The sequence below is a fragment of the Modicisalibacter radicis genome, from assembly GCF_900961225.1.
Lineage (GTDB): Bacteria > Pseudomonadota > Gammaproteobacteria > Pseudomonadales > Halomonadaceae > Modicisalibacter.
Map to the genome: position 1 here is coordinate 50076 of NZ_CAAHFN010000120.1, position 26981 is coordinate 77056.

At 67.6% G+C, this 26981-nt stretch carries 26 protein-coding genes; 11 read left to right on the forward strand and 15 right to left on the reverse strand.

Features of this window, described 5'->3' with window-relative positions; all coding sequences use genetic code 11:
* Positions 1-19: 19 nt before the first annotated feature.
* The gene (oppB, locus tag HR9077_RS19385) at positions 20-946 is read right to left on the reverse strand and encodes an oligopeptide ABC transporter permease OppB (RefSeq protein WP_136068945.1); all 927 of its coding nucleotides are present in this window, start codon (positions 944-946) and stop codon (positions 20-22) included.
* 190 nt (positions 947-1136) lie between these two features.
* The gene (locus HR9077_RS19390) at positions 1137-2723 is read right to left on the reverse strand and encodes a peptide ABC transporter substrate-binding protein (RefSeq protein WP_136068946.1); all 1587 of its coding nucleotides are present in this window, start codon (positions 2721-2723) and stop codon (positions 1137-1139) included.
* Positions 2724-3137: 414 nt separating this feature from the next.
* Between HR9077_RS19390 and prfB the strand changes: the two genes are divergently transcribed.
* From prfB to rimI, 7 genes are all read left to right on the forward strand, one after another.
* Positions 3138-4236 (forward strand): peptide chain release factor 2 gene (prfB, locus tag HR9077_RS19395; RefSeq protein WP_136068947.1). Its coding sequence is split into 2 segments (ribosomal slippage): positions 3138-3212 and positions 3214-4236, totalling 1098 coding nucleotides; the frame shifts between segments, so codons are not numbered across the junction.
* Between the two features lie 79 nt (positions 4237-4315).
* A complete protein-coding gene (gene lysS / locus HR9077_RS19400; protein ID WP_136068948.1) occupies positions 4316-5833 on the forward strand; it encodes a lysine--tRNA ligase in 1518 nt (505 codons plus the stop codon).
* Positions 5834-6118: 285 nt separating this feature from the next.
* Positions 6119-6505 carry a hypothetical protein gene (locus HR9077_RS19405; RefSeq protein WP_136068949.1) on the forward strand — a complete coding sequence of 129 codons (387 nt, stop codon included), beginning with the start codon at positions 6119-6121 and terminating at the stop codon, positions 6503-6505.
* An 85-nt stretch (positions 6506-6590) separates the two neighbouring features.
* Positions 6591-7982, forward strand: a complete 1392-nt coding sequence (locus tag HR9077_RS19410; RefSeq protein ID WP_136068950.1) for an MFS transporter — start codon at positions 6591-6593, stop codon at positions 7980-7982.
* 82 nt (positions 7983-8064) lie between these two features.
* Positions 8065-8376, forward strand: a complete 312-nt coding sequence (locus HR9077_RS19415) for a BolA family protein (RefSeq protein ID WP_136068951.1) — start codon at positions 8065-8067, stop codon at positions 8374-8376.
* On the forward strand, positions 8366-9235 hold the full coding sequence (locus HR9077_RS19420; protein ID WP_136068952.1) for a hypothetical protein: 870 nt from the start codon (positions 8366-8368) through the stop codon (positions 9233-9235). The genes HR9077_RS19415 and HR9077_RS19420 overlap by 11 nt, the downstream gene beginning before the upstream one ends.
* A complete protein-coding gene (gene rimI, locus HR9077_RS19425) occupies positions 9228-9707 on the forward strand; it encodes a ribosomal protein S18-alanine N-acetyltransferase (protein WP_244613376.1) in 480 nt (159 codons plus the stop codon). Before HR9077_RS19420 ends, rimI begins: the two co-directional genes overlap by 8 nt.
* A 33-nt stretch (positions 9708-9740) precedes the next feature.
* Here the strand turns inward: rimI and HR9077_RS19430 are convergent, their stop codons facing one another.
* Together HR9077_RS19430 and rsmD are read right to left on the reverse strand one after the other, a co-directional pair.
* Complete coding sequence (locus tag HR9077_RS19430; RefSeq protein ID WP_136068953.1) at positions 9741-9950, reverse strand: cell division protein ZapB; 210 nt, start codon at positions 9948-9950, stop codon at positions 9741-9743.
* Between the two features lie 56 nt (positions 9951-10006).
* Positions 10007-10675, reverse strand: coding sequence for a 16S rRNA (guanine(966)-N(2))-methyltransferase RsmD (rsmD, locus tag HR9077_RS19435; RefSeq protein WP_136068954.1), 669 nt, complete (start codon positions 10673-10675; stop codon positions 10007-10009).
* Between the two features lie 92 nt (positions 10676-10767).
* On the opposite strand from rsmD, the gene ftsY reads away from it, so the two are divergent.
* From ftsY to rpoH, 4 genes are all read left to right on the forward strand, one after another.
* Positions 10768-12330 (forward strand): signal recognition particle-docking protein FtsY, encoded by a 1563-nt coding sequence (gene ftsY, locus HR9077_RS19440; protein ID WP_210725981.1) that lies wholly within the window; start codon positions 10768-10770, stop codon positions 12328-12330.
* Between the two features lie 3 nt (positions 12331-12333).
* Positions 12334-13017: a cell division ATP-binding protein FtsE gene (gene ftsE / locus HR9077_RS19445; protein WP_136068955.1), complete on the forward strand. Its 684-nt coding sequence runs from the start codon at positions 12334-12336 to the stop codon at positions 13015-13017.
* The gene (gene ftsX / locus HR9077_RS19450) at positions 13014-14009 is read left to right on the forward strand and encodes a permease-like cell division protein FtsX (RefSeq protein WP_136068956.1); all 996 of its coding nucleotides are present in this window, start codon (positions 13014-13016) and stop codon (positions 14007-14009) included. Before ftsE ends, ftsX begins: the two co-directional genes overlap by 4 nt.
* Before the next feature lie 183 nt (positions 14010-14192).
* Complete coding sequence (rpoH, locus tag HR9077_RS19455) at positions 14193-15062, forward strand: RNA polymerase sigma factor RpoH (protein WP_136068957.1); 870 nt, start codon at positions 14193-14195, stop codon at positions 15060-15062.
* Positions 15063-15177: 115 nt separating this feature from the next.
* On the opposite strand, the gene slmA is transcribed toward rpoH, so the two are convergent.
* The 11 genes from slmA to HR9077_RS19510 all read right to left on the reverse strand — a co-directional run bounded on the left by slmA (position 15178) and on the right by HR9077_RS19510 (position 26966).
* Positions 15178-15795, reverse strand: coding sequence for a nucleoid occlusion factor SlmA (slmA, locus tag HR9077_RS19460; protein WP_136068958.1), 618 nt, complete (start codon positions 15793-15795; stop codon positions 15178-15180).
* 112 nt (positions 15796-15907) lie between these two features.
* A complete protein-coding gene (gene argB, locus HR9077_RS19465) occupies positions 15908-16816 on the reverse strand; it encodes an acetylglutamate kinase (RefSeq protein WP_136068959.1) in 909 nt (302 codons plus the stop codon).
* 74 nt (positions 16817-16890) lie between these two features.
* On the reverse strand, positions 16891-18273 hold the full coding sequence (locus HR9077_RS19470) for a phosphomannomutase/phosphoglucomutase (RefSeq protein ID WP_136068960.1): 1383 nt from the start codon (positions 18271-18273) through the stop codon (positions 16891-16893).
* 82 nt (positions 18274-18355) lie between these two features.
* On the reverse strand, positions 18356-18874 hold the full coding sequence (gene dut / locus HR9077_RS19475) for a dUTP diphosphatase (protein WP_136068961.1): 519 nt from the start codon (positions 18872-18874) through the stop codon (positions 18356-18358).
* Entirely contained in the window at positions 18871-20202 is a 1332-nt protein-coding gene (gene coaBC / locus HR9077_RS19480; protein WP_136068962.1) for a bifunctional phosphopantothenoylcysteine decarboxylase/phosphopantothenate--cysteine ligase CoaBC, read from the reverse strand. The genes dut and coaBC overlap by 4 nt, the downstream gene beginning before the upstream one ends.
* Before the next feature lie 87 nt (positions 20203-20289).
* Complete coding sequence (gene uxuA / locus HR9077_RS19485; RefSeq protein WP_136068963.1) at positions 20290-21465, reverse strand: mannonate dehydratase; 1176 nt, start codon at positions 21463-21465, stop codon at positions 20290-20292.
* Positions 21466-21473: 8 nt separating this feature from the next.
* Complete coding sequence (locus HR9077_RS19490) at positions 21474-22928, reverse strand: mannitol dehydrogenase family protein (protein ID WP_136068964.1); 1455 nt, start codon at positions 22926-22928, stop codon at positions 21474-21476.
* Between the two features lie 6 nt (positions 22929-22934).
* Positions 22935-24215 (reverse strand): TRAP transporter large permease, encoded by a 1281-nt coding sequence (locus tag HR9077_RS19495; RefSeq protein ID WP_136068965.1) that lies wholly within the window; start codon positions 24213-24215, stop codon positions 22935-22937.
* Positions 24215-24787: a TRAP transporter small permease gene (locus HR9077_RS19500; protein ID WP_136068966.1), complete on the reverse strand. Its 573-nt coding sequence runs from the start codon at positions 24785-24787 to the stop codon at positions 24215-24217. Before HR9077_RS19500 ends, HR9077_RS19495 begins: the two co-directional genes overlap by 1 nt.
* An 83-nt stretch (positions 24788-24870) precedes the next feature.
* On the reverse strand, positions 24871-25839 hold the full coding sequence (locus HR9077_RS19505; protein ID WP_136068967.1) for a TRAP transporter substrate-binding protein: 969 nt from the start codon (positions 25837-25839) through the stop codon (positions 24871-24873).
* Positions 25840-25943: 104 nt separating this feature from the next.
* Entirely contained in the window at positions 25944-26966 is a 1023-nt protein-coding gene (locus tag HR9077_RS19510) for a Zn-dependent oxidoreductase (protein ID WP_136068968.1), read from the reverse strand.
* Between the last annotated feature and the right edge of the window lie 15 nt (positions 26967-26981).

The following is a 26981-nucleotide window of genomic DNA, read 5'->3' on the forward strand; positions in this document are numbered from 1 at the left end:
GCGTTGCATCCCTGGCCGGTCAGTCGTCATAGCGGATTTGCGGATCGAGCGCGGAATAGAGCAGGTCGACGAGCAGGTTCATCAGCACGATCAGTGCGCCATAGAACACCACCGTGCCCATCACCAGGGTGTAGTCGCGGTTGAGCGCGCCCTGCACGAAGTAGCGGCCGATGCCGGGGATGCCGAAGATCTGCTCGATCACCACCGAACCGGTGATGATCCCGGCGATCGCCGGGCCCAGGTAGGAGGTCACCGGCAAAAGCGCCGGGCGGATGGCGTGGCGCCAGATCACCTGACGTTCGGAGAGCCCCTTGGCACGCGCGGTGCGAATGTAGTGGCTGCCGAGCACCTCGATCATGCTGGCGCGCATCATCCGCGCGATGTAGGCGATCTGCTGGATCGACAGGGCGATCACCGGCAGCACCAGGTTGGGCAGCGCGCCGCCGTTCCAGCCGCCGGCCGGCAGCCAGGCGAGCAGCACGCCGAAGACCAGTGCCAGGATCGGCGCGATCACGAAGTTGGGCACCGCGATGCCGGCCAGCGCCACCCCCATCACCGCGTAATCGACGCCCGAGTTGCGCCTGAGCGCGGCGATGATTCCCAGCGGCAGGCCGAGCAGCAGCGCGAGAAGGATCGCCAGTCCGCCGATCTCGAGACTCACCGGGAAGCCCTGGGCGATCAGCTCGGTGACCGAGAAGTCCTTGTACTTGAACGACGGCCCGAAATCGCCCTGCAGCAGGTTGCCCATGTAGCGCAGGTACTGCATCGGCAACGGCTCGTCGAGATGGTAGGCCGCCTTGAGGTTGGCCTCGATCTCGGGCGGCAACTGGCGCTCGCCGTCGAACGGGCCGCCCGGGGCGACGCGCATCAGGAAGAACGAGAGGGTGATCACCACCAGCATCGTCGGGATGGCCTGCAGCAGCCGTTTCAGCGTATAGGTCAGCATGGGATTGTCCGGGCGCAGCCCTCGGATGGGGCATCACTGGGATGGCGGGGTGGACTGACCCGCTAGCAAGCCTGCGCGAGGGCGCTGTGAACCCCTCCTTGGGCGCTACATTCGTCATCCCTGACGAATGACCCTCGCTTCGGTTTGCTACCGGCGTCCACCCATCACTGGCTGTTGTGAAAAAATGCTGTTACTCGGTGAAGGTCACCCAGCGCGAGGGATGATCGTCCTCGGCGTTGTCCTGCCAGCCGCTGATCGACGGGTTCACCAGGTTGCGCGTCACGTAGTACAGCAGGGGCGCCAGGGCGTAGTCGTCGAGCGCCACGTTCTCGGCCTGCTGCAGGAGCTGCTGGCGCTTGTCGAGATCCAGGGTATTGGCGGCCTGGTCGAGCAGCGTGTCGTACTCGGGGTTGGAGTAGGCGCCGTAGTTGTTGCCGACGCTGCTGCGCAGCAGGGTCAGGAAATTCTCGGCGTCATTGTAGTCGGCGATCCAGCCGGCCCGGGCGATGTCGAAGTCGCCCTGCTGGATGGTCTGATAGTGGACGGTGGCCTCGGCGTTGGTCATCTCGACGTTGACGCCGAGCGGCTTCCACATTGCCGCCAGGGCAATGGCGATCTTCTTGTGTTCGTCGGAGGTGTTGTAGCGAAGCTGCAGGTTCAGCGGATTGTCGGGGCCGTAGCCGGCCTCCTTGATCAGCTGCTTGGCCCTGGCCAGGCGCTCCTGGTAGTCGCCATCGACGCCGTCCATGCGCTGGACGTCGTAATGGCTGGTGCCCGGCGGGACCAGCGAGTAGGCGTCCTTGAAGCTGCCGGCCATGATCTGCTCGGACAGCACCTTGCGCCGCACCACCAGGTTGAGCGCTTCGCGCACGCGCGCGTCCGCGGTCGGCCGGCCCTCGCGGTTGTTGAGCACATAGTAGTAGGAACCCAGCATCGGGCTCAGGTGGGTGGCGTCCGGCAGGTTGCCCTTCAGCCATTGATAGCGGCTCGAGGGGTAGTCGCGGATGATGTCCAGCTCGCCGGCGCGAAAGCGCGAGATGGCGGCGTTGCGATCCTCGGTGGTGAAGTAGTTGACGCCATCCAGCGAGACCTCGTCGGCGTCATAGTATTCGGGGTTCTTCTCGACGCTGATGCGCGACTGCGAGATCCACTCGACCGGCTTGAAGGCGCCGTTGGTGACGATGTTGTCCATCTTGATCCACTGCTTGCCGTACTCGTCGACGGCATGCTGGGGCACCGGATAGGCGGTGTAGTGGGTCAGCAACTGCAGGAAGAACGGCGTCGGCGACTCGAGGGTGACCTCGAGGGTCTTGCCGCCATCCAGTGATTCGGCGCCGATCGCGTCGAGGGGCTTGTCGCCTGAGTTGATCGACTCGGCGTTCTCGATCGGGTAGAGCAGATAGGCGTACTTCGAGGCGCTGGCCGGGTCGAGCAGATGCTGCCAGCCGAACACGAAGTCCTCGGCGGTGACCGGCTCGCCATCGGACCAGGTGGCGCCCTCGCGCAGATGGAAGGTATAGGTCTTGCCGTCCTCGGAGACCTCCCAGTCGGTAGCCATGCCGGGCATGACCTCGCCCTTGGGATTTTCCTTGAGCAGGCCCTCGTAGACGTCCATGAGGATCTGCGATTCCCATACCCCGCCGGAGACCTGCGAAGTATCGAAGGAGGCGAGCTCGCCCATGACCCCGATGTTCAGGTCCTTGGCGTAAAGCGGCCCGGCCACCAGGCTGGAGGACAGGGCGATGGCGGCGATCAGCGAACGGCGTTTGCAGTACATATCAAGTCCTGGCTGGTTGTTGTTGTTGCGATGACGGCAAGCCATTAGCGGGCTCGCTAAAGTCACGAACTCGTCAGACCATCTCGCTACGCCGCTTTCATGTCCATTTTGAATTTTGCATGACATGTTGCAAAAAGCGCATAGCGCCTTCGGTTCGGGCACTGGCATCGCATGGGCTGGAGAGCCGTTTGTGAAGAAAACCACATTCACGTTGTACGGGGAGTGTCGTGCCGGCATCGGGGCCGATATCGGGGCCTCCAGGCCGCAGGTTCAGGCGGCGCGGGCCAGCCCCGGGATGACGCTTCCCGCCGGGTTGGCTACAATGGCGGTCTTTTCTCGTGCGCCGGGTTCCTGCCCGGCGCCTTTGACTGCAGCTTTTTACTGAACGTCACCGCACGCCGACACAGGATGACCATGCAAGAGATCAATCCGATCAACCAGCAGATCAAGGACCTGTCCGCACGGACAGACGTCCTGAGGGGGTATCTTTGACTATGCCGAGAAGAAGGACCGGCTAGAAGAGGTCACCCGCGAGCTCGAGAACCCCGACGTCTGGAACGACCCGGACCATGCCCAGAAGCTGGGCAAGGAGCGCGCCACGCTCGAGCAGATCGTCGCCACCATCGACCAGCTGGACCAGGGCCTCGGCGACAATGCCGACCTGCTGGAACTGGCGGTGATGGAAGAGGACGACGACACCGTCGACGAGGTCCGCAAGGAGCTCGACCAGCTCGAGGCGGCGCTCGAGAAGCTCGAATTCCGGCGCATGTTTTCCGGCGAGATGGACGCCAACAACGCCTATCTCGATATCCAGGCCGGCTCCGGCGGCACCGAGGCGCAGGACTGGGCCAACATGCTGCTGCGCATGTACCTGCGCTGGTGCGAGCACCACGGCTTCAAGACCGATATCGTCGAGCTCTCCTCCGGCGAGGTGGCCGGCATCAAGTCGGCGACGCTGCACGTCCAGGGCGAGTACGCCTTCGGCTGGCTGCGCACCGAGACCGGCGTGCACCGACTGGTGCGCAAGAGCCCGTTCGACTCCGGCGGCCGTCGCCACACCTCGTTCGCCTCGGTGTTCCTGTCGCCGGAGATCGACGACAGCTTCGAGGTCGAGATCAACCCGGCCGACCTGCGCACCGACACCTACCGCTCCAGCGGTGCCGGCGGTCAGCACGTCAACACCACCGACTCGGCGGTGCGCATCACCCACGAGCCCAGCGGCATCGTCGTGTCGTGCCAGAGCCAGCGCAGCCAGCACGCCAACCGCGACTTCGCCATGAAGCAGTTGAAGGCCAAGCTGTGGGAGCTCGAGATGCAGAAGCGCAACGCCGCCAAGCAGGAGGCCGAGGACTCGAAGTCCGACATCGGCTGGGGCAGCCAGATCCGCTCCTACGTGCTCGACGACCAGCGCATCAAGGATCTGCGCACCGGCGTACAGTCGAGCAATTGCGAGAAGGTGCTCGACGGCGATCTGGATCAGTACATCGTGGCCAGCTTGAAGCAGGGTCTCTAGCTACGAGCTACGAGCTACGAGCTAGCTCGCGGCTCGCGGCTCCAACCAACCCAATTCTAGAGTTTTGACAGGCGACTACATGGCGAATCAGGACAATCCGCAATCTTCCCCCGAGTCCCAGGACGAGAACCGCCTGATCGCCGAGCGTCGCGCCAAGCTGGCCGCGCGCCGCGAGCAGGCGGCCGCCCGGGGCAGTAGCGCCTTTCCCAACGACTTCCGCCGCGACAGCCTGGCCGTCGAGCTGCAGGCCGAGCTGGGCGACAGGGACAAGGCCGAGCTCGAGGCGATGGACCGCCAGGCGGCGGTCGCCGGGCGTATCATGCGCAAGCGCGGGCCGTTCATCGTCATCCAGGACGTCTCCGGTCAGATCCAGCTCTACGTCGACAAGAAGGGCCTGCCCGAGGCGGTGCTCGACGACGTCAAGGGCTGGGACATCGGCGACATCGTCGCCGCGCGCGGGCCGGTGCACAAGTCCGGCAAGGGCGATCTGTACGTCAAGATGGACGAGGCGCAACTGCTGACCAAGAGCCTGCGCCCGCTGCCCGACAAGTTCCACGGCCTGACCGACATGGAGGCACGCTACCGTCAGCGCTATGTCGACCTGATCATGAACCCCGAATCGCGCCGGGCCTTCGAGGTGCGCGCCGGGGTGATCGCCTCGATTCGCCGCTTCTTCGAGGCGCGCGGTTTCATGGAGGTCGAGACGCCGATGCTCCAGCCGATCCCCGGCGGGGCCACGGCACGGCCGTTCATCACCCATCACAATGCGCTGGACATCGACATGTACCTGCGCGTCGCCCCGGAGCTGTATCTCAAGCGGCTGGTGGTGGGCGGCTTCGAGCGGGTCTTCGAGATCAACCGCAATTTCCGCAACGAGGGATTGTCGACGCGCCACAACCCCGAGTTCACCATGCTCGAGTTCTACTGGGCGTACGCGGACTACAAGGACCTGCTCGACCTGACCGAGGCGATGATCCGTAACGCCGCCGAGGAAGTGCTGGGCACCACCGTGCTCAACTACCAGGGCACCGAGTACGACCTGGGCCGGCCGTTTCGCCGCCTGACGCTGCGCCAGGCGATTCTCGAACATGGCGACGCTCTGACCGACGGCGACATTGATACGCTGGAGGCGGCCCGGGCCACCGCCGAGCGCCTCGGCATCCAGGTCAAGCCCGGCTGGGGCCTGGGCAAGCTGCAGACCGAGATCTTCGAGGAGGTCGCCGAAGCCAGGCTCGATCAGCCGACCTTCATCGTCGAATACCCGGCCGAGGTCAGCCCGCTGGCGCGGCGCAACGATGCCGACCCGTTCGTCACCGACCGCTTCGAGTTCTTCGTCGGCGGTCGCGAGATCGCCAACGGCTTCTCGGAGCTCAACGACGCCGAGGATCAGGCCGAACGCTTCGCCGCTCAGGTCGCCGAGAAGAACGCCGGCGATCTCGAGGCGATGTACTACGATGCCGACTACGTGCGCGCACTGGAGTACGGCCTGCCGCCCACCGCCGGCGAGGGTATCGGCATCGACCGGCTGGTGATGCTGTTCACCGACAGCGCCTCGATTCGCGACGTGTTGCTGTTTCCTGCCATGCGCCCGGAGTGAGGCTGGGCTACGAGCTACGAGCTACGAGCTACGAGCTACGAGCTACGGGCTGCGGGCTGCGAGCTACGGGCTAGCCTGATGCTCGCGGCTCGCGGCTCGCGGCTCGCGGCTCGCGGCTCGCGGCTCGCGGGAAATATTGGTAAGCGGCGCCGCGAGCGCCCATAATGAGCGGCGTTTCGATGGCGCGCCGCGCCGTCGGGACACTGCTGCCGCTTCCGCAAGCGTTCCCGGATGCGTCTGCCCAGGCCCGGCCGCTTGGGACCCCGTCTGTCGAGGAGAGTGACGATGAAACTGCTCAACCGTTCCGCGCTGAGCGTCAAGCCTACCCAGGCGTTCGTCGACTGGGTCAATTCGCTGGAGCCGACCGTCGGCGAAGACGACCTGACCCTCGACGACGTCGATCGCGAAAGCACCGTCTACCTGATTCCCGAGATGGACACGCCCGAGGCGCTCGCTGCCTATGTGCGCGAGCGTCACATCGACATTCTCGAGAACGAGCTGCGGGCCTGGGAGGAAGATACCCGGCAATGGCCCGATAGTCTCGACTGGGCACTGTTCGAGCGCTTCGTGGTGGTCGAGCACAGCTATCTGGCGCTCGACCTCGAGGATGACGAACCCATCGAGATCTCCGATATCGACGATGAGCTGCTGCTCGAAACCGACGAGGACTGAACGCGTCGGTGAGTTGCTCGCGATACCCCCGCCACGTCCCTGAAGCTGTTCCGCTCGCACCTGCCGGCGGTCGGAAGCGTTCGGCATGCTGATGAGCCGGCTGTTCGAAACCCGCCCCGGCGACACCGGCCTGCCCGGCCCGCAGCGTCGTCTGGCGATGCTGGTGCTGGTACTGGGCACCCTGATGGCGGTGTTCGACGGTGGCATCGTCAACATTGCGCTGCCGACCCTGGCGCGTGAACTCGACGTCAGCGAATCCCGCGCGGTATGGATCACCAACATCTACCAGCTGGTCAGCGCCTCGACGCTGCTGGCGTTTGCCGCGCTGAGTCGGCGGATCGGCCGCCATCGGCTGTATATCGGCGGGCTTGGCCTGTTCACGCTGGCCTCGCTGGCCTGCGCGCTGTCGCGCAGTTTCGAGTGGCTGGTGGTGTCGCGGATGGTGCAGGGCATCGGCGCGGCGGCCATGCTGAGCATCGGCCCGTCGATGTATCGGGTGATCTTCCCGCCACGCCTGCTGGGCTCGGCGATCGGGCTGGGCGCGCTGGTGGTGGCCTTCGGCATCGCCTTCGGGCCGTCGCTGGGCGGCGGCATCCTGTATCTGGCGAGCTGGCCGTGGCTGTTCGCCATCAATGTGCCGATCGGCATCGCCGCGCTGGCCCTGGCGCTGCGCGCGCTGCCCCGCGAGGCCCCCGAGGCGGGGCGCTTCGACTGGCCCGGGGCGCTGCTGTCGATGGTCATGGTCAGCGGGTTCGTGTTCGCCCTCGATCGGGTCGGCCACGGCAGCGCCAGTTCGGCGGCGCTACTGCCGCTCGCGGCGAGCCTGGGCAGCCTGGCGCTGTTCGTCTGGCGTCAGCGCCGCGCGATGAGCCCGCTGGTGCCGCTGGAGATCTTTCGCGAGCCGCGCTTCAGCGTGGCGGCGGTGATCTCGATGCTGGCGTTCATCGCCCAGGGGGCGTCGTTCGTCGGTCTGCCGTTCCTGTTCCAGAGCGTGATGGGCCTGAGCCCGATCGCCGCGGCGGTGCTGTTCACGCCCTGGCCGCTGGCGCTGATGCTCACCGGCCCGTTCGCCGGCCGCCTGGCGGATCGTTTCAACCCGACGCTGATCTCGTCGCTGGGGCTGGCCCTCTTCCTGCTCGGCATGCTGTCGCTGGCGATGCTCGGCGACGCGGCGGCCTCCGCGGACATCGTCTGGCGGGTGGCGCTGTGCGGGGTCGGCTACGGCATCTTCCAGGCGCCCAACAACCGCGAAATGATCGGCAGCGTGGCGCTCGAGCATAGCGCCAACGCCTCCGGCGTACTCGCCTCGGTGCGGACCTTCGGCCAGGCGCTGGGCACCGCGATGGTCGGCATGATGCTGGCGCTGTCGTTCGGCTCGCTGTCGCTGGCGCTGTGGTTGTGCTGCGCCTGCGTCGTCGTGGCCCTGGCGTTGAGCCTGTGGCGTATCCCCTTGGCGAGGCGCGACGCGACGGCTTGAGCGAGGCTTATCCAGCGCGCGGCTTATCCTGTGCGGGGCTTAGGCGTTACAATGGAGCGCTTGCGACCCGGGAGGAGACACCATGAGTGTTCAGGCACGAATCGAAGACAAGCTGCGCTCGCTCGAGCCGGTCCACCTGACCGTCGAGAACGAGAGCCATCGGCATAATGTGCCAGCCGACTCGGAAACCCACTTCAAGGTCACGCTGGTATCCGAGCGTTTCGCCGGGCTGATGCCGGTCAAGCGCCACCAGCAGATCTACGCCACGCTGGCCGACGAGCTGTCCGGCCCGGTGCATGCCCTGGCCCTGCATCTGTATACCCCCGCCGAATGGCAGGCCCGCGGCAACGCGCGCCCCGAATCGCCCGACTGCCGGGGCGGCAATGGTCGCTGAGCCGGTCGCCGGGCCCATGGGCGAACCGCAGCGCTCGCAATACCTGGAGGCGATGGGGCTGACCGCCTGGGTCAGCCGCTACCGGCTGCCCAACGCCCTGGAAACGCCGCGCTGCGAATGGCGGGAAGCGCCCGTCGAGCCGCGCCAGCCGCCGGCAGAACGCCTGCACGCGCTGCTCGACGATGCCAGAGAGGCTGGCGCGCCGTCCCCCTCGGCGCCGGCCGACCCCGCGCCGGCGCCGGTCAGTCCGCCGGTCAAGCGCGCCCGGGCGCTGCTCGGCGAGCCGGCCAGTGAGCCCGAGCCGGCGACGCCCGCCGAGCCGCAGGTCGAGGAGGCTTCCCGCGAGGTTGGCGAAGCCCCCGGCGAGGCGCTGCGCTTCACGCTGCAGGTCGCCGCGCTCGAAGGGCGCTGGCTGGTCCTGCAGGTCGGCGACGTCCCGCCGTCGTCCGCTGCCCAGCGGCTGCTGGCCAACCTGTTCAAGGCCGCCGGCATCGAGACCGCGCAACCGCCGAGCTTCGAGGCCTTCCGTTGGCCGCTGATGGAGGGCATCCCGGCGCAGGCGCCTTTCGAGGAGGCCCGCGAGGGACTGCGTGCGTTCATCGAGGGACGCCGCCGGCGTGGCTGGCAGCCCGAGCGGTTGCTGCTGTTCGGCGCGCATGACGACCTGGAGCAAGTGCTCGGTATCGTCGAGGGGCGCAGTCGGTTGCTCGAAATTCCCGCCTGGCGCGGCCCCGCGCTGGACGACATGATGGCGTCTGCCGGGGCCAAGCGTGACCTGCTGCCGATGCTGAGGGAGTGGCGCGAGGCCTGGCGTCGCGGTGCGGAACCTTCCGACGAGGGCGGGGCGAGCGGTGATTGAGTTGCGACTGACCCGGCTGGAGCCCGGTGACATCGATGCGCTGGTCGAGCTCGAGCATCACGGTCAGGCACACCCCTGGCGCGAGGCATGGCTCAGCGAGGCCCTCGACGACGGGCATGCCGAATGCTGGGGCGCACACGACGGGCGGGGCGCGCTGATCGGTCATGCGATTCTCTATCGATTGCCCTTCGAGGCCGAACTCCAGGCGATCACCGTCGATCCGCGGGTTCGCCGCCGTGGTGTGGCCCGGCGGTTGCTCGAGCGAGCGATCGCCAGCGCCGAGGCGTGGGGGAGTGAGCGGGTACTGCTGGAGGTGCGTGGCGCCAACCACGGTGCCCAGGCGCTGTATCGCGCCATGGGCTTCGTCCTCGACGGCCGACGTCCTGGCTACTACCCGGCGCAGGCCGGGCGGCGCGAGGATGCGCTGTTGATGTCGCGGGCGCTCGGAGCGGTCGGTGCCGGCAGCGGATGACGGCTGCCGGCAACGACGACTCGCCGTCCCGGATCAGGAAACCGGGTTCTGCGCGTTCTCGCTGCCCTCCAGTTCGCGGAACTGGGCCAGCAGGCCGTTCAGGCGGCGTTCCCACTCCTCGTGTTCCTGTTTGAGGCGGGCGTTCTCCTCGCGCAGCTCCTCGGTTTCCATCTTCAGCATCTCGAGCGATTCGATCGCGTTGCCGACCTTCTGTTCGAGCTGATTGAAAAGTTCGCTGCTCATCCGTTTCTCCTGAATTGCTTGCCTGAATCACTGTATGCGGCGCGGCGTGCTGGCCGTCAGCGTACGCCGTGGTCCGGGGCTCGGCAAGCGTCTCCCGGCGGCGACGCCAGACGCTTGTACAGCCGCCCGTGGGTGTCTCCGGCGGCGACTTCGCGGTGCAACGTCCAGTTGGCCGGCACCTCGGCCGGGGCCCCGGCTTCCTGCTCGACGTAGACCCACGCCGGGTCGCTCAGCCAGCCGGCCTCTTCCAGCGCCCGGCAGGTCGGCGCGACGCGCTGCTGGCGGAAGGGCGGGTCGAGGAAGACCACCTCGAAGGGCCTTGCCTGACCGGCCAGGAAGGCCATGACGTCGTTCTCGACCACGTGGCCGGTCACGCCCAGCGAGGCCAGGTTGGTCTCGATGGCGCGGGCCACGGGGCGGACGGCTTCCACGAACAGCGTCTCGCGGGCGCCGCGCGACAGCGACTCCAGGCCCAGTGCGCCGGTGCCGGCGTAAAGGTCGAGCACGCGGGCCCCGGCGAGCTCGTGGGCCAGCCAGTTGAAAAGGGTCTCGCGGACCCGATCGGGGGTCGGGCGTAACCCCGGGCTGTCGGCGACGAGCAGTTGCCGTCGGCGAAATTGTCCGCCGATGATGCGCAGCTTGCCTGGCGCGCCGGCGCCCCGCTTGGCCGGGGATCGGGATGGACGGCCGCGGCGGGAGGGCGGCCTGGAACGATGACGACTCATGGTCGGCGGATTGTACCCGTGGCTTATCCACAGTGGTAGCGGGGGGTGTTACGATGGGCCGATCGTTTACCTGCCAATCGACTGACACGCCCATGTTCGGTTTTCTCAAGCGCAAGAAGAAAGACCAATCCACCGATCGCGACCCGCGCGATCCGTCGCTCGACGACGTCGGGCACGATGAGTCCGACGCCGTCACCGAGGCCGGTGAAGGCGTCGCGGAGCGGACCGATACCGATAGCGAAGAGCGCTCATCGGCCCGGCAAACCGGCGACGGCGATGCCGAGGCGCCGGTCCATGAACACGACCCGCAGGTGCAGCAGCAGGCCGACTACGCGCCCACTGCGCTCGAGCGCGAGGCCGCCCGCGAGGCGTTGGATGGCGACCTGGCTCCGGGCGAGGCGCATAGCGCGCTCGACGAGGTCCCCGTCGATACCCCCCGCGAGGAGCTCGCCGTAGAGGCGCGCCGCGCCGAGGACGATGCCCTGAACGCCGCCTCGACCGAATCGACCGCGCCGGACGACACGGCGAGCGAACGGCGCGCGGAGCCCGACGAGCAGGTGGAGGTTACCGCGGCGGCTGCGCCCGACGCGAAGCGCGAAGCCGGTGAGGTCGAAATGGCGCCGACGCCGTCAGGCGAGCCGCCGATCGCGGATTCGGCCAGCGAGGCCGCTGCGGCCGACGGCGCCACCGCCGGGCGCGACAAGCCGAGCGGCGAGAAGCGTGGCTGGCTGGCGCGGATCAAGGCCGGGCTGGGCAAGACCCGCGCCAATCTCACCGACGGCCTGGCCGATCTGTTCCTCGGCAAGAAGCAGATCGACGACGAGTTGATGGAGGATCTCGAGACCCAGCTGCTGATGGCCGACGTGGGCATCGAGGCGACCACCGAGATCATCGACAATCTCACCGCACGGGTCTCGCGCAAGGAGCTCAACGACTCCGAGGCGCTGTTCGGTGCGCTGCAGGAGGAACTCACCGGGTTGCTGGCGCCGGTGACCACGCCGCTGGAGCTGCCGGCCAAGGGCCAGGGTCCCTTCGTGATCCTGGTGGTCGGCGTCAATGGCGTCGGCAAGACCACCACCATCGGCAAGCTCACCCAGCGCTTCCAGAATCAGGGGCGCAGCGTGATGCTGGCCGCCGGCGACACCTTCCGCGCCGCCGCGGTCGAGCAGCTCAAGGTCTGGGGCGAGCGCAACAAGGTGCCGGTGATCGCCCAGCACACCGGTGCCGACAGCGCCTCGGTGATCTACGACGCGCTGTCCGCCGCCAAGGCGCGCGGCGTCGACGTGCTGATCGCCGACACCGCCGGGCGGCTGCACAACAAGAGCCACCTGATGGAGGAGCTCAAGAAGGTCCAGCGGGTGATGGCCAAGCTCGATGCCGCTGCGCCCCACGAGGTGATGCTGGTGCTCGACGCCGGTACCGGGCAGAACGCGCTGTCCCAGGCCAAGACCTTCGACGAGGCGATCCCGGTCACCGGCATCACCCTGACCAAGCTCGACGGCACCGCCAAGGGCGGGATCATCTTCGCCCTGGCCAAGCAGCAGGGCACGCCGATCCGCTTCATCGGGGTCGGCGAGAGCCTCGACGACCTGCGGCCGTTCGCCGCCGAGGATTTCGTCGGCGCGCTGTTCGACCGCGAAGCGGCGGACCGCTAGACGGTGATTGCCTTCGAGCATGTCGGCAAGCGCTACGGTGGGCGCTTCGAGGCGCTCGCCGATATCAACTTCGGCGTCGCGCGCGGCGAGATGCTGTTCCTCACCGGGCACTCCGGGGCCGGCAAGAGTTCGCTGCTGCGCCTGATCATGCGCCTCGAGCGACCCTCGCGTGGGCGCCTGCTGGTGGCAGGCCACGATATCGACCGGCTGCACGACAGCCAGATTCCCTTCTATCGGCGTCAGATCGGCGTGGTCTTCCAGGATCATCAGCTGCTGTTCGACCGCGACATCTTCGCCAACGTCGCCCTGCCGCTGGAGATCCAGGGCGTCGAGCCCCGCGAGGGCGCGCGGCGGGTGCGGGCGGCACTCGACAAGGTGGGGCTGCTGCATCGCGAACGCGCGCTGCCCATCGAGCTTTCCAGCGGTGAACAGCAACGCGTGGGCATCGCCCGCGCGGTGGTCAACAAGCCGGCGTTGCTGCTCGCCGACGAGCCCACCGGCAATCTCGACCCGCAACTGTCCGCCGACATCATGCGGCTGTTCGAGGAGTTCAACCGCATCGGCACCACCGTGCTGGTCGCCAGCCACGACCTGGCGCTGATCGCCCGCCTGCGTCATCGCGTGCTGCGCCTGCGCGAAGGCCGCCTGATCAGCGACGAGCGCATCGACCAGGGAGGCGTGGCATGAGCGCCGCTTCACGCGACAGGGACTCGCGCCAGGCGCCCCCCCGCCGCGGTGCGCGCAACCATCGGCCTGGGTTCGACAGTCGCCGCCGTGCCTGGGCGCGCCACCACCGCCACATGGCCTCCGACAGCGCCCGGCGGCTGCTGCGCCAGCCGCTGGGCAGCCTGATGACGATGCTCGCCATCGGGATTGCGCTGCTGCTTCCGGCGGGGCTGTGGCTGGCGCTCGACGGCGCCAGGGGCGTCGGCTCGCGACTCGAGGAGAGCGCCACCCTGACCGCCTACCTGGCACCCGCGGTGGGCGAGCGCGAGGCGATGCAGCTGGCCGATACCCTGCGCAGTCATCCCGAGGTCGACGGAGCCCGCCTGATCACTGCCGCCGAGGGCATGGCCGAGTTCCAGCAGGCGCTGGGGCTCGACGACGCCCTGGCCGAGCTCGACGACAACCCGCTGCCGGCCAGCGTGGTGATTTCGCCGCTCGACACGAGCCCTGCGGCGGTCGATGATCTGCGCGGTCAGCTGGAGAGCGTCGAGGGCGTCGACGAGGTGCGCATCGATCTCGCCTGGCTGGAGCGGCTGAGCAGTCTGGCGGCGTTCGGCCAGCGCCTGGCCCTGGCGCTGGCGGTGCTGTTCGGCTTCGGCGCCTTGCTGATCGTCGGCAACACCATCCGCCTGGCGGTGGAAAGCCGGCGACGCGAGATCGAGGTGGTGACGCTGATCGGTGCGACCCACGCCTTCGTGCGCCGGCCGTTTCTGTACAGCGGCGCCTGGTACGGCCTGGGCGGCGGGCTGAGCGCCTGGCTGCTGCTGAGCCTCGGCGGGCGCTGGCTGACCGCGCCGCTGCAGACGCTGGCCGAAAGCTATGGCGCGCAGTTCGTGATGCCGGGGCTTGGCTGGCAGGGCTCGGCAATGCTGCTGGCATCGAGTACACTGTTGGGCTGGCTGGGCGGCTGGGTCGCGGTACATCGTCATCTTGCTGAAACCCGCCCGCGCTAGGCTTGGAGAGCGGTGGCTCGCAATGCATCGACCCACAAGCTTCTTGCACGAAAGTGGAACTTGTTTCTACGCTAAGGGTCCTAGGTACGGGACCATCGACGTCAGGCATTTAACGGTTACCGGGTCGAGCCCAAGGCTCCCCTCGTTGGGTAACACCTGTTGGGCAACATGGAGACACCCTGCATGAGCACCAGTCTTCAGCCTATTGGCCAGCTTTCACCCGGCCATGACTTGAACGGCTATATACAGGCGGTTAATGGCATCCCGGTGCTGACCGTGGACGAAGAGCGTGAGCTCGCCTTCCGCCTGCACGATGAAAACGACCTCGAGGCGGCGCGCCGTCTGGTCATGTCGCACCTGCGCTTCGTGGTGCATATCGCCAGAAGCTACTCGGGTTATGGCCTGCCGCAGGCCGACCTGATCCAGGAAGGCAACGTCGGCCTGATGAAGGCCGTCAAGCGCTTCGACCCCAATCAGGGCGTCCGCCTGGTGTCGTTCGCCGTGCACTGGATCAAGGCCGAGATCCACGAGTTCGTGCTGCGTAACTGGCGGATCGTCAAGGTGGCGACCACCAAGGCTCAGCGCAAGCTGTTCTTCAACCTGCGTAGTGCCAAGAAGCGCCTGGCCTGGTTGAACACCGATGAGGTCGACGCCATCGCCAAGGATCTCGACGTCAAGCCCGAGGTGGTACGCGAGATGGAAGGGCGGCTGTCGGCCTTCGATGCCGGCTTCGATGCCTCGCCGAGCGATGACGACGAGCAGAGCAGCTACCAGGCGCCGGCGCAGTATCTCGACGATGCCCGCTACGACCCGGCCGTGCAGCTCGAGGACAGCGACTGGGAAGCCGATTCCACGCGTCGCCTGCGGGACGCGCTGGGCGGCCTCGACGAACGCTCCCGGCACATTCTGCAGAGCCGTTGGCTGGCCGAGAACAAGGCCACGCTGCACGAACTGGCCGACGTCTACGGCGTTTCCGCCGAGCGGATTCGTCAGCTCGAGAAGAACGCCATGAAGAAGATTCGTCAGCAGCTGGGTGAATCGCTGGCGGCCTGATCGGCCTCGCTGGCGCGCCCCGGAACACGCCCGGCTTCGGCCGGGCGTTGTGGTATTCGGGGTGCCGTCTCACTGGTCGGCCAGCGGCCAGGCGCGGCCGGCTAGGCGCGGCCTGCTAGGCGCGATTGATCTGAGGGACCGCAACCAGCAGATCGCGTGAAAGCAACTGCCAGTGCTCCTCCCAGTGGCCGGTCGGCAGGCGCTTGAAATCGCTGCGCACGTACTGGCCGATGCGCCCCTCGGCATAGGCCAGCAGCACGTTGGCGGCCGAGGAGACCGGCAGCACCGGGCGCAGGCCTTCGTGGATCTCGGCTTCGCGCAGAATCTGCTTGAGCTGGGTCTCGAGGCGTTCGAACAGCTGACCCATGCGCACCCTCAGCCGCGCGGTCTCGCCGGTCAGGGCGTCGCCGTTGAGCAGCCGGCAGAGCCCCGGGTTCTTCTCGGCGAAGCCCAGCAGCAGCATCAGGATGTGCTGACAGCGCGGCAGCGCTTCGGGCGTTTCGTCGATTATCCGGCGGATGCGCTCGAACAGCGTGGCCTCGATGAACTCGATCAGCCCTTCGAACATGCGCGCCTTGCTGGGAAAATGGCGGTAGAGCGCGGCCTCGGAGACGCCGACCTGGCGGGCCAGCGATGCCGTGGTGATGCGCTTGCCGCTGTCTTCCTCCAGCATCAGCGCCAGCGCCTGGAGAATCTGCTCCCGGCGGTTTTGCTTGGATGATACCTGCGTCATGTCGTTCTTCTAATAATAGTGGTTCCCGCCAATCGTACTGGCGGGCCTGCTCTGGAGCAAACCGGCCTGCCGCTTTCGGGTTAACGCTCTGGTTCAGGCTGCACTGGAAACGTCAGTCCTGCGGCGGTTGGTCGGTGATCAGGGTGCCGACACCGGCGTTGGTGAAGATCTCCAGCAGGGTGGCATGCGCCACGCGGCCATCGATGATGTGCGAGCTGGCCACGCCGCCCTTGACGGCTTCCAGCGCGCAGCGAATCTTGGGCAGCATGCCGCCGTGGATGGTGCCGTCGGCAATCAGCGCGTCGACCTGGGCGGTGGACAGGCCGGTCAAGACCTCGCCGTCGGCGTTCATCAGTCCGGCGACGTTGGTCAGCAGCATCAGCTTCTCGGCGGACAGCGCCTCGGCGATCTTGCCGGCCACCAGGTCGGCGTTGATGTTGTAGCTGCGGCCCCGGGCGTCGACGCCGATCGGCGCGATCACCGGGATGAAGTCGCGGGCGGTGAGCATCTCGATAAGTTCGGTGGAAACGTGCTCGACCTCGCCGACATGGCCGATGTCGATGATCTCGGGCACGCGCATCTCCGCGCTCTGCTGCTCGACCCTGAGCTGGCGGGCGCGGATCTGGCCGCCATCCTTGCCGGTCAGGCCGATCGCCTTGCCGCCGCACTGGTTGATCAGGTTGACGATGCCCTTGTTGACCAGCCCGCCGAGCACCATCTCCACGACGTCCATGGTCTCGGCATCGGTGACCCGCATGCCGTTGACGAAGCGCGACTCGATGTTGAGCTTGCCGAGCAGCTCGCCGATCTGCGGCCCGCCGCCGTGCACCACCACCGGATTGATGCCGACCTCCTTCATCAGCACCATGTCGCGGGCGAAGGAGTCGACCAGGGTCTGTTCGGTCATGGCGTTGCCGCCGTACTTGACGACCACGGTCTTGCCGGAGAAGCGTTGAATATAGGGCAGGGCTTCGGACAGGACCTCGACCACCTGGCGGGGGTCCCGGGGGTGTTCGCTCATCGGCGATCCTCCATGGGTAAGGGCGGTCCGCGCCGCCGGACGACGGCGCGGATCGGGTTCAGGGGGCGTGCTTCTCAGAAGGGGAGTTCGGCGTCCGGGGCGACCTGTTTCAAGGCGTCGCGAAAACGTGCCTGGACGCGCTCGAGGGACGCCTGGCTCTTGCCTTCGAAGCGCAGCACCAGCATCGGCGTGGTGTTGGAGGCGCGGCACAGGCCCCAGCCGTCGGCGTAGTCGACGCGGATCCCGTCGAGCGTGGTCTTGACGCCATCGCTGCCGAAGTCGCCCTCGCGGGCCAGTTTCTCGACGATGTCGAACTTGTTGTCGTCGGTGACCTGGACGTTGAGCTCCGGGGTGCCAAGATCCTGCGGGAAGCGATGGAAGAACGTATCGGCATCGTCTTTCTGCTTGGCGAGGATCTCGAGCAGCCGCGCCGCGCCGTAGAGGCCGTCGTCGAAGCCGTACCAGCGCTCCTTGAAGAAGATGTGACCGCTCATCTCGCCGGCAAGCGCCGCCCCGGTCTCCTTCATCCGGCCCTTGATCAGCGAGTGTCCGGTGCGCCACATTTCGGGCGTGCCGCCGGCCTCTTCGATCACCTTGGCCAGGTTGCCGGTGCACTTGACGTCGAAGATCACCCGCGCGCCGGGATTGCGCTCGAGCATGTCCTCGGAGAAGGCCATCATCAGGCGGTCGGGGTAGATCACCTCGCCCTTGGGGGTGACCACGCCCAGCCGGTCGCCGTCGCCGTCGAAGGCCAGGCCGATGTCGGCGCCGGTTTCCTTGACGGTACGGATCAGGTCCTGGAGGTTCTCGAGCTTGCCGGGATCGGGGTGATGATTGGGGAAGTCGCCGTCGATGTCGGCGAACAGCGGCACGGTCTCGGCGCCCAGGCGCTCGATCAGCTTCGGGCCCAGCTCGCCGGCCACGCCATTGCCGCAGTCGACCACCGCCTTGATCTTGCCGCTCAGGGTGACGTCGCCGATGATGCGATCCAGATAGGCCTCGCGAACGTCCTGCTCGCGGACCCGGCCCTCGCCGCTGGCGAAATCGTCGTCGGCGATGCGCTGATAGAGCGCGGTGATCGCCTCGCCGGAGAGCGTCTCGCCGCCCAGCACGATCTTGAAGCCGTTGTAGTCCGGCGGGTTGTGGCTGCCGGTGACCATCACCCCCGAGGTGCTGTCGTCCAGTACATTGGTGGCGTAGTAGAGCACCGGGGTGGGCACCATGCCGATGTTGACGACATCGCGCCCGGCGGCGGTCAGGCCCTTGATCAGCGCCGCCTGCAGGCGCTGCCCGGAGTGGCGGCCATCGCGGGCGACGATCACCGACTGCTCGCCGCGAGCGGCGGCTTCGCTGCCGATCGCCCGGCCGATCAGCTCGACGGTGTCCTCGGTCAGGGTGTCATCGACGATGCCGCGGATATCGTAGGCGCGGAAGATGGATGGGGTGATCTCGCTCATGGGGTCCCTCCTTGGTGGACGACTGAAAGCGACATGTCGCTGGCGACTGCCTCCAGTCTAGTTGGCTCGTTGGCCGGTGCGTCTAGCGCCGGCCGGAGTGGCCGAAGCCGCCGGCGCCGCGCTGGCTGGCGGCGAAGTCCTCGACGATCTCGATCTCGGCCTGGACGACCGGCACCAGCACGAACTGGGCCAGGCGTTCGCCGGGCTCGAGGGTAAAGGGCGTCTGGCCGCGGTTCCACACCGAGATCAGCAACTCGCCCTGATAATCGGAGTCGATCAGCCCGACCAGGTTGCCGAGCACGATGCCGTGCTTGTGACCCAGACCCGAGCGCGGCAGGATCATCCCCGCCAGGCCCGGGTCGGCGATGTGGGCGGCGAGCCCTGTGCGCACCAGCTCGCAGGCGCCGGGGGCGAGCTCGAGCGGTGCATCGAGCAAGGCGCGCAGGTCCATGCCGGCGCTGCCGGCGGTGGCGTAGTGCGGCAGCGGGTAGTCGCGCACCCGCTCGTCGAGAATCTTGACCGCCAGCTGCGGCTGACGGCGCAGCGGCTCGGCCCGGGTGCCGTCGACGAGGGTGGCGGTATCGCTGATTGTATCGCTCATGGTGAATCCTGTTGTGGCGCGGCAGGCGGCATGCCGGCGGATGTTCCATCGAAGTGTGTCGCACGATAACCGCGCAGCGCCTGATCGATGACCGCCTCGGCCAGGCGGGCCTTGCGCTGCGCCGGCAGTTCGCTGCGTGCCGGTTCGGATGCCGCGCGGCGCCACAGCAGCAGCGCGGCGTTGTCGTCGGCGCCGAAGCCGAGCCCGGCTTGCGAGACGTCGTTGGCGACGATCATGTCGAGCCGCTTGCGCTCGAGCTTGTCGCGGGCCTGGGCTTCCAGGTCGCAGGTCTCGGCGGCGAAGCCGACCACGTACGGGCGGCGTGGGCCGGCGGCGGCACTCTTGGCGGCATCCTCGGCAATCGTGGCGATGATGTCGGGATTCTTGACCAGTTTCAGGGTCATCGTGTCCTCGCCGGTGCTCTTCTTGAGCTTGTGTTCGGCGATCCGCTCGGCGCGGTAGTCGGCGACCGCCGCGCAGCCGATGAAGATGTCGCTGTCGCCGGCCACCTGCCGGGCGGCCTCGAGCATCTCGAGCGCCGAGGTCACGTCGATGCGCTCAACCCCCGGCGGCGTGGCCAGGGCCACGGGACCGCTGATCAGGCGCACGCGGGCGCCCCGCGCAGCGGCGGCGGCGGCCAGCGCATAGCCCATCTTGCCCGAGCTGTGGTTGGAGAGATAGCGCACCGGGTCGAGGGCTTCCCGGGTCGGCCCGGCGGTAACGGTCACGCTCAGCCCCCGGGCGTCGTCGGCAACGGTCGGCGTGGCTTCGGGCGCCGTCGAAAGCCCGGCGACGATCGCCTCGGGCTCGAGCATGCGCCCGGCGCCGACATCGCCGCAGGCCTGGTCGCCGCTGTCGGGACCCAGCAGTCGCCAGCCGTATCCCTCGAGCCGTCTGGCGTTGTCGTGGGTCGCCGGATGGCCCCACATCGCCTGATTCATCGCCGGCGCCATGACGCAGTCGGCGTCGGTGGCCAGGCACAGCGTGGTCAGCAGGTCGTCGGCGTGGCCATGGGCGAGCCGTGCCATCAGGTCGGCGGTGGCGGGGGCGATCAGCACCAGCTCGGCCCAGCGCGCCAGCTCGATGTGGCCCATGCCGGCTTCCGCCTCGGGGTCGAGCAGCGAGGTGCGCACGCTCTCGCCGGTCAGCGCCTGCAGGGTCAGCGGGGTGATGAAGGCCTGGGCGCCCTCGGTCATCACCACGCGCACCTCGGCGCCGGCCTTCTTCAGAAGGCGCGCGAGCAGGGCGCTCTTGTAGGCGGCGATGCCGGCGCTGATGCCGAGCAGGATGCGCTTGCCGGTCAATGGCGCGGCGGCCAGCTGTGACATGACGGTTCACCCCTGAAACGTTCGGGGAGCGATTTTACCATCCTGACGAGGGCTTTGCGTCATCGCCCGCCAGCCGGGTGCGGGTGGTCAGGAAGTCAGCTGGCGGACCGCTTTCTCCACCCCGCGCAGCTCGGCCAGGCCCTTGAGCCGGCCGATCAACGGGTAGCCGGGGCGCGTGTCGCGATTCAGGTCATCCAGCAGATGATGGCCGTGGTCCGGGCGCAGCGGCAGGCGCGGCCCGCCGTCGCGCTCGCGGCGGCGCTCCTCGCCGACCAGTGCCCTGATCACGCCGACCATGTCGACGTCGCCGTCGAGGTGCGCCGCCTCGTGGAAGGTGCGCGGATCGGCCTCGCGCTGCGTGGCGCGCAGGTGGGCGAAATGGATGCGCGAGGCGAAACGCTCGCCCATCGCCACCAGGTCGATCGCCTCGCTGACGCCATAGGAACCGGTGCAGAAGGTCAGGCCGTTGGCCGGGCTGGGCGCGGCGTCCAGCAGCCATTGGACGTCGTCGGGCGTCGAGACCACCCGTGGCAGACCGAACAACGCCCGGGGCGGATCGTCGGGGTGGATGGCCAGGCGGATGCCGACCTCCTCGGCCACCGGCACGATGGCGCGCAGGAAGTGGCCGAGGTTGTCGCGCAAGCGGGCGGCATCGATCTCGGCATACTCGGCGATGACCTCGCGAAAGCGCGCCAGGGTGTAGTGCTCCTCGGCGCCGGGCAGCCCGGCGATGATGGTGTCGATCAGCCGCTGGCGCGCCGCCGCGTCGAGGTTGTCGAGATGGCGGCGGGCGGCGGCGCGCTCGGCCTCGCTGTAGTCGCGTTCGGCGCCGGGGCGCTCGAGTAGGTACAGGTCGAAGGCGGCGAAGGCGGTCTGCTCGAAGCGCAGCGCGGTGCCGCCGCCGGGCAGCGGCCAGGCCAGGTCAGTGCGCGTCCAGTCGAGCACCGGCATGAAGTTGTAGCAGACCACGTCGATGCCGCAGGCCGCCAGGTTGCGCAGTGTCTGCTGGTAGCGGGCGATATGGGTCTCGCAATCGCCGCGCCGCTGCTTGATGTCCTCGTGCACCGGCACGCTTTCGACCACCGACCAGGCGAGCCCGGCGGCCTCGATCAACGCCTTGCGTTCGGCGATCGCGGTCTCGGGCCAGGTCTCGCCGTTGGCGATCTCGTGCAGGGCGGTGACGATGCCGGTGGCGCCCGTCTGGCGGATGTCGGTCAGGCTGATGGGGTCGCTGGGGCCGAACCAGCGCCAGGTATGTTCCATGGGGTGCGTTACTCCGTCGATACGGGATGGTTCAGGGCGGCCACGACGCCCTCGCCGTCGAGCACGCGATAGGCGTCGAGCACCGCGTTCGCGAAGCGTGGATCGTTGGCCAGTGACTGGTCGAAGACGCTGTCGAGGGCGAGGAAGGCGGCGATCAGCGGCTCGGGCTCGCGGTGGCGGTCATGCAGCGCGGCGAAGGTCCCGGCCATCGGGTCGTCGATCGGGTGGCGCACGCCCTGCAGGTTACTGCCGGCGGTGTAGCGGATCCACGCCGCCACGCCCAGCGCCGTGCAGTCAATGTCGCCGCCGGCGTCGAGTCGCGCCCGGGCACCGGCGAGCCAGCGCTGGGGCAGCTTCTGCGAGCCGTCCATGGCGATCTGCTGCAGGCGATGGTGAAGGCTGTCGTTGGCGAAGCGGGCCAGGAGGCTGTCGGCGTAAGCGTCGAGGTCGGTGCCCTCCGGCATGTCGAGCGTCGGCGCGGCCTCGTTGCGCATGTAGCGGCGCAGCAGGGCGACGAATGGCTTGCGGCCGACGGCCTCGGCCACCGTCTCGATGCCCGCCAGCGTACCGAGGTAGGCGAGCAGCGAATGGCTGCCGTTGAGCATGCGCAGCTTCATGGATTCGAAGGGTGTGACGTCGGCGACCATCTGCACGCCGTCGTGCTGCCAGTCGGGGCGCCCCTGGGGAAAGTCGTCCTCGATCACCCATTGGCTGAAGGCCTCGCAGGTCACCGCCGCCGGGTCGTCGACGCCCAGCGCGCGAAGGCGCTCGAAATCGGCCTCGCCCATCGCCGGGACGATGCGGTCGACCATGCTCGAGGGAAAGGCCACGGCATCGGCGATCCAGGCAGCGAGGGCCGGGTCGCGCCGACGGGCCAGCTCGACCACCGCGCGTCGGGTGCGCTTGCCGTTGTCGGGCATGTTGTCGCAGCACAGCACCGTGAATGCCGGAGTGCCGGCCGCGAGGCGCCGGGCCAGCGCTTCGACCAGCATGCCCGGGGCACTCCGCGGTCGCGTGGGGGCGGCGATGTCGTGGCGAATCGGCTCGGCATCGAGCAGCAGCCGGCCGTCCGCCGGGTCGAGATGATAGCCCTTCTCGGTCACGGTCAGCGTGACGATGCGCACCTCGGGCTCGCTCATGCGATCCAGCAGGGCCTCGAGGTCGTCGCCGTCGGGGCCGGCATAGAGCGTCTCGCGGATCGCCGTGACCTGGCGCAGGGTGAGGGTCTCGCTGTCGGTGTATTCGGCGACGTGGTAGCGCTGGCCGCGCTCGCGCATCAGCTCGACGAGGCGGCGGTTGGAGCGCAGGTTGGCGCTGGCAATGCCCCAGGGGCCGCCGTCGTGGCGGGCCAGGTTGCGTTCCAGGTAGACCGCCTGATGGGCGCGATGAAAGGCGCCAAGGCCGAGGTGGACGATGCCCACCGTGGCCGGCGCATGGACGCTGGGTATCGATGTCGGTGTCATGATCGATCACTCCCCGAGCAGCAGGTTGGGCAGCCAGAGCGACAGCGCGGGAATGTACGCCACCAGCAACAGCACCACCAGGTTGCAGATCAGAAACGGCACGATGGCCCGTGCCACCTTCAGCATCGGCAGCTTGCCGATCCCCGCGACGATGAACAGGCAGACCCCGAGTGGCGGTGTGGTCAGCCCGATCATCAGGTTGAGAACCGCCATCAGGGCGAAGTGGACCGGATCCATGCCCACGCCGGTGGCCACTCCCAGCAGCGCCGGAAACAGGATGATCAGCGCGGCGATGGTCTCCATGAAGGTGCCCACCACCAGCAGGATCAGATTGAGGATCAGGATCACCACGAGGGGGTTCTCGCTGAAGCCCAGGATCTGGTCGGCGATCATCTGCGGGATCTGCTGGCTGGTGAGGATCCAGCCGAACAGGTTGGCCAGCCCGACCAGGATCATCAACGAGCCGGAGGTCAGCACCGTGTCGACGACGATCTTGGGCAGGTTGCGCCAGGTGATGCCCTTGTAGATGAACATGCCGATCACGAAGGCGTACAGGCTGGCGACGATCGACGCCTCGGTGGGCGTGAAGAAACCGCCGATGATCCCGTAGAGGATGATGAAGGTCATCAGCAGCGCCCAGAAGGCGCTACGCCCTTCCGTGACCAGTTCCCTGAAGGTCGCCCGCCGCTCCTTGGGGTAGCCACGCTTCACCGCCAGGATGTACACGGTGATCATCATCGCCAGGCCAAGCAGCAGGCCGGGAATGGCGCCGGCCAGGAACATCCGGCCCACCGAGACGCCGGACAGCGAGCCGGCGATGATCATCGGCACGCTGGGCGGAATGATCGGCCCCACCGTCGACGAGGCGGCGGTCACCGCGGCGGCGAAGGGCTTGTCGTAGCCGGCGCGGGCCATGCCCGGGATCATCACCGAGCCGATGCTCGCCGCATCGGCCACGGCGGTGCCGGAGATGCCGCCGAAGATCATCGAGCCGCCCACGTTGGCCAGCCCCAGGCCGCCGCGAATGTGCCCCATCAGCGCGTTCGAGAAGCGCACGATGTGATCGGTGATGTTGCCGACGTTCATCAGGTTGCCGGCGAGCACGAAGCCGGGGATGCACAGCAGCACGAAGGAGTCGATCCCGCCATACATGCGCTGGGGGATGATGGTCAGCGAGATGCCCTCGATCAGCAGGTAGGTGAGCGAGGCGATGCCCAGCGAGAAGGCGATGGGAATGCCGACCAGCAGCAGGGCGATGAACACGCAGAATAGGAGGATGACTTCCATCACTGTTGCTCCCGGCGCTGGGCGGATGAGCCGCGGTGAATCGCCACGGCGGCCTCGATGATGCCGATCGCCGCGTAGAGGGTGGTCAGGGCGAACAGCACGACGGTGGAGAAGAACACGTAGCGCATGGGCAGCCTCAGGGTCGGCGAGGTCTGGAAGGCGCCGATCTGCGCGTACTGCCAGGCGTAGGGCAGCATCATTGCCGCGAAGACGCCCACCGCGAGGCAGGTCAGGGCGCGATACAGCCATTGCCCACGCTGGCCGAGATGCTGCTGGAACAGCTCGACGTTGACGTGCTGGTCGCGGCGCAGAACCAGGCCGGCTGACAAGGCCACCATGTAGATGAACAGATAACGCGACAGCTCCTCGGTCCAGGCCGGCGAGCTGGGTAGCATGGTACGGGCGACGATCTGCAGGATCACCACCGCGGCGATGCCGAGCAGCGCCAGCGAGGCGAGCAGGGCGAACAGCCGGTCGAGCCCGCTGACCAGGCGACCGAAAGTGCCGCCCAGCGGCGGAATCGCGGCGATGTCGTGCAGTGCGTCGGGGGAGGCCGAGTCGGGTTCACGCATGGAGAATCCCTTGCTTGGAAGCCTTGGAGGAATGAGCGGGGCCGCCGGGCCGGCCAGACATCACCGGCCCGGGGCGCATCGAGTCAGAGATCCTGAATGGCTTGATAGAGCTTCTGCTGTTCCTCGTTCAGCGACGCCTCGACGGCCGGCTTGGCCTTTTCGGCGAAGGCCTGCTGGTCGACCTCGACGAACTCCATTCCGGCGTCCTTGAGCGCCTGTTCGAGACGCTGCTGATCCTCGGCGAACAGTCCTTCCTCGTAGCCCTGCATCTTGTCGGCGGCGTCGCGCACAACCTTCTGCAGGTCATCGGGCATCGACTCGAGCTTGTTCTTGCCGATCACCACATAGATCCAGCTGCGCACATGGCCGGTCATGTTCACGTAGTCCTGGACCTCGTCGAAGCTGGCGCTCTCGATCAGCGACAGCGGGTTCTCCTGGCCGTCGATGGTGCCCTGTTGCAGCGCCGTGAAGACCTCGCTGAAGGCCATCGGCGTCGGCTTGGCGCCGAGAGCCTGCCAGGTGTCGACGAACAGCGGCACGTTGGGCACGCGCAGACGCAGGCCGTTCAGGTCGGAGGGGTTCTTGATCGGCCGGTTGGAGGTCAGCTCGCGCGGGCCGCGCTCGAACCAGGCGATCGGAACAAGGCCGGTCTGCGCCTCGATCTGCGCTTCGATCTCCTGGCCGATGTCACCCTCGACGGCCTTGCGCAGGTGCTCGGAATCGCGAAACGCATAGGGCACGGCCATCATCGCCGCCTTGGGCGCCCAGTTCTGCAGGCTCTCACCGGTGATGGTCATGTCGGCGGTGCCGAGCTGGATGCTGTTGATGACGTCCATCTCGTTGCCCAACTGCTCGTTGGGGAAGATCTGCACTTCGATCCGGCCGTCGGACTCGTCCTCGACGATCTGCTTGAAGCGTTCGGCGGCCTTGTTCCAGATGTGTTCCTCGTTGGCCAGGTGGCCGAACTTGAGGGTGAAGTCCGCCGCCGTGGCGAACGGCGCGGCGAGAAGGCTCGAGCCGATGACGGCGCTGGCGAGTAGTTGTTTGAACATGGCGTTCACTCCTGACTCCGATTGATGGCTGTTGTTGTCGCGAGCATTGCGTAGTGGTTGCAGTCGATCACTGGCGCGCGCGAGGAATCCGGTCGCTCGGCGCCTCAGGCACCGAGCTCGACGAGCACCTTGCGCACACGCTCCGGGTGATGGTCGATCAGCTGGATCGCCTCACCCATCTCGGCGAAGGGCAGCCGGTGGCTGACCAGCGCCGTGGCATCGAGCCGCCCGCTGGCGAGCATCTCGATGACTTCGGGGAACTTGCGGTTGTTGAGCCGCGAGCCGACGATCGTCAGCTCCTTCTTGATCACTTCGAGCTGGACCAGGTCGCTGGGCGTGGCGTTGAAGCCCAGCAGGCCGATGCGTCCGGCCGGTGAGGCCATGCGTACCAGCCGAGGGAACAGCGCCGGCACGCAGGCGGCGTCGGCGATCAGCGGAATGCCTTCGCCAGCGGTGCGTTCGGCGATCACCGCCTCGAGATCCTCGCGCTGGCTGTTGATGACCTGGCTGGCGCCCAGTTCGCTGGCGGCCTGCAAGCGGTCGTCGATGACGTCGCAGACGACGATGTCGGTCAGCCCCTTGGCCCGGGCCACCTGAAGGATCGTCAGCCCGATCACCCCGGCGCCGAGGATCAGCAGGGCGTCGCCGTCGTGAGGCTGCATGCGCTCCAGCACGTTGGCGGCGATGGTGTAGGGCTCGACCAGCGCGGCCTGGTCGAGGGCGATCGTCTCTGGCAGCCGGTGGGCGTTGGCGGCGGGGACGCTGACCTGGTCGGCGAAGCCGCCGTTGCGATGTACGCCGAGCACTTCGAGCCGGGTACAGACGTTGGGCCGGCCGATACGGCACGGGTAGCACTCGCCGCAGTTGATGACCGGATCGATGCACACGCGATCGCCGACGTTATGGCTGTCGACGCCGTCACCCACCGCCTCGACGACGCCGGCGAACTCGTGGCCGGTGACCCGCGGGAAGCGCACGAAGGCGTTCTCGCCGTGAATGATGTGCATGTCGGAGCCGCAGATGCCGGCGAAGGCGACCTTGACCAGCACCTCGCCGGCGGCGGCTCGCGGGGTCTCGACATCGACGAGGGCATAGTCGTGGGGGGCGCGGACCTGAAACGCTTGCATGGGATGACTCCTGTT

Coding starts and splice junctions, on each gene's coding strand:
- oppB (WP_136068945.1), bottom strand. CDS start 946: ATGCTGACCTATACGCTGAAACGGCTGCTGCAGGCCATCCCGACGATG.
- HR9077_RS19390 (WP_136068946.1), bottom strand. CDS start 2,723: ATGTACTGCAAACGCCGTTCGCTGATCGCCGCCATCGCCCTGTCCTCC.
- lysS (WP_136068948.1), top strand. CDS start 4,316: ATGGCGAATCAGGACAATCCGCAATCTTCCCCCGAGTCCCAGGACGAG.
- HR9077_RS19405 (WP_136068949.1), top strand. CDS start 6,119: ATGAAACTGCTCAACCGTTCCGCGCTGAGCGTCAAGCCTACCCAGGCG.
- HR9077_RS19410 (WP_136068950.1), top strand. CDS start 6,591: ATGCTGATGAGCCGGCTGTTCGAAACCCGCCCCGGCGACACCGGCCTG.
- HR9077_RS19415 (WP_136068951.1), top strand. CDS start 8,065: ATGAGTGTTCAGGCACGAATCGAAGACAAGCTGCGCTCGCTCGAGCCG.
- HR9077_RS19420 (WP_136068952.1), top strand. CDS start 8,366: ATGGTCGCTGAGCCGGTCGCCGGGCCCATGGGCGAACCGCAGCGCTCG.
- HR9077_RS19430 (WP_136068953.1), bottom strand. CDS start 9,950: ATGAGCAGCGAACTTTTCAATCAGCTCGAACAGAAGGTCGGCAACGCG.
- rsmD (WP_136068954.1), bottom strand. CDS start 10,675: ATGAGTCGTCATCGTTCCAGGCCGCCCTCCCGCCGCGGCCGTCCATCC.
- ftsY (WP_210725981.1), top strand. CDS start 10,768: ATGTTCGGTTTTCTCAAGCGCAAGAAGAAAGACCAATCCACCGATCGC.
- ftsX (WP_136068956.1), top strand. CDS start 13,014: ATGAGCGCCGCTTCACGCGACAGGGACTCGCGCCAGGCGCCCCCCCGC.
- rpoH (WP_136068957.1), top strand. CDS start 14,193: ATGAGCACCAGTCTTCAGCCTATTGGCCAGCTTTCACCCGGCCATGAC.
- slmA (WP_136068958.1), bottom strand. CDS start 15,795: ATGACGCAGGTATCATCCAAGCAAAACCGCCGGGAGCAGATTCTCCAG.
- argB (WP_136068959.1), bottom strand. CDS start 16,816: ATGAGCGAACACCCCCGGGACCCCCGCCAGGTGGTCGAGGTCCTGTCC.
- HR9077_RS19470 (WP_136068960.1), bottom strand. CDS start 18,273: ATGAGCGAGATCACCCCATCCATCTTCCGCGCCTACGATATCCGCGGC.
- dut (WP_136068961.1), bottom strand. CDS start 18,874: ATGAGCGATACAATCAGCGATACCGCCACCCTCGTCGACGGCACCCGG.
- coaBC (WP_136068962.1), bottom strand. CDS start 20,202: ATGTCACAGCTGGCCGCCGCGCCATTGACCGGCAAGCGCATCCTGCTC.
- uxuA (WP_136068963.1), bottom strand. CDS start 21,465: ATGGAACATACCTGGCGCTGGTTCGGCCCCAGCGACCCCATCAGCCTG.
- HR9077_RS19490 (WP_136068964.1), bottom strand. CDS start 22,928: ATGACACCGACATCGATACCCAGCGTCCATGCGCCGGCCACGGTGGGC.
- HR9077_RS19495 (WP_136068965.1), bottom strand. CDS start 24,215: ATGGAAGTCATCCTCCTATTCTGCGTGTTCATCGCCCTGCTGCTGGTC.
- HR9077_RS19500 (WP_136068966.1), bottom strand. CDS start 24,787: ATGCGTGAACCCGACTCGGCCTCCCCCGACGCACTGCACGACATCGCC.
- HR9077_RS19505 (WP_136068967.1), bottom strand. CDS start 25,839: ATGTTCAAACAACTACTCGCCAGCGCCGTCATCGGCTCGAGCCTTCTC.
- HR9077_RS19510 (WP_136068968.1), bottom strand. CDS start 26,966: ATGCAAGCGTTTCAGGTCCGCGCCCCCCACGACTATGCCCTCGTCGAT.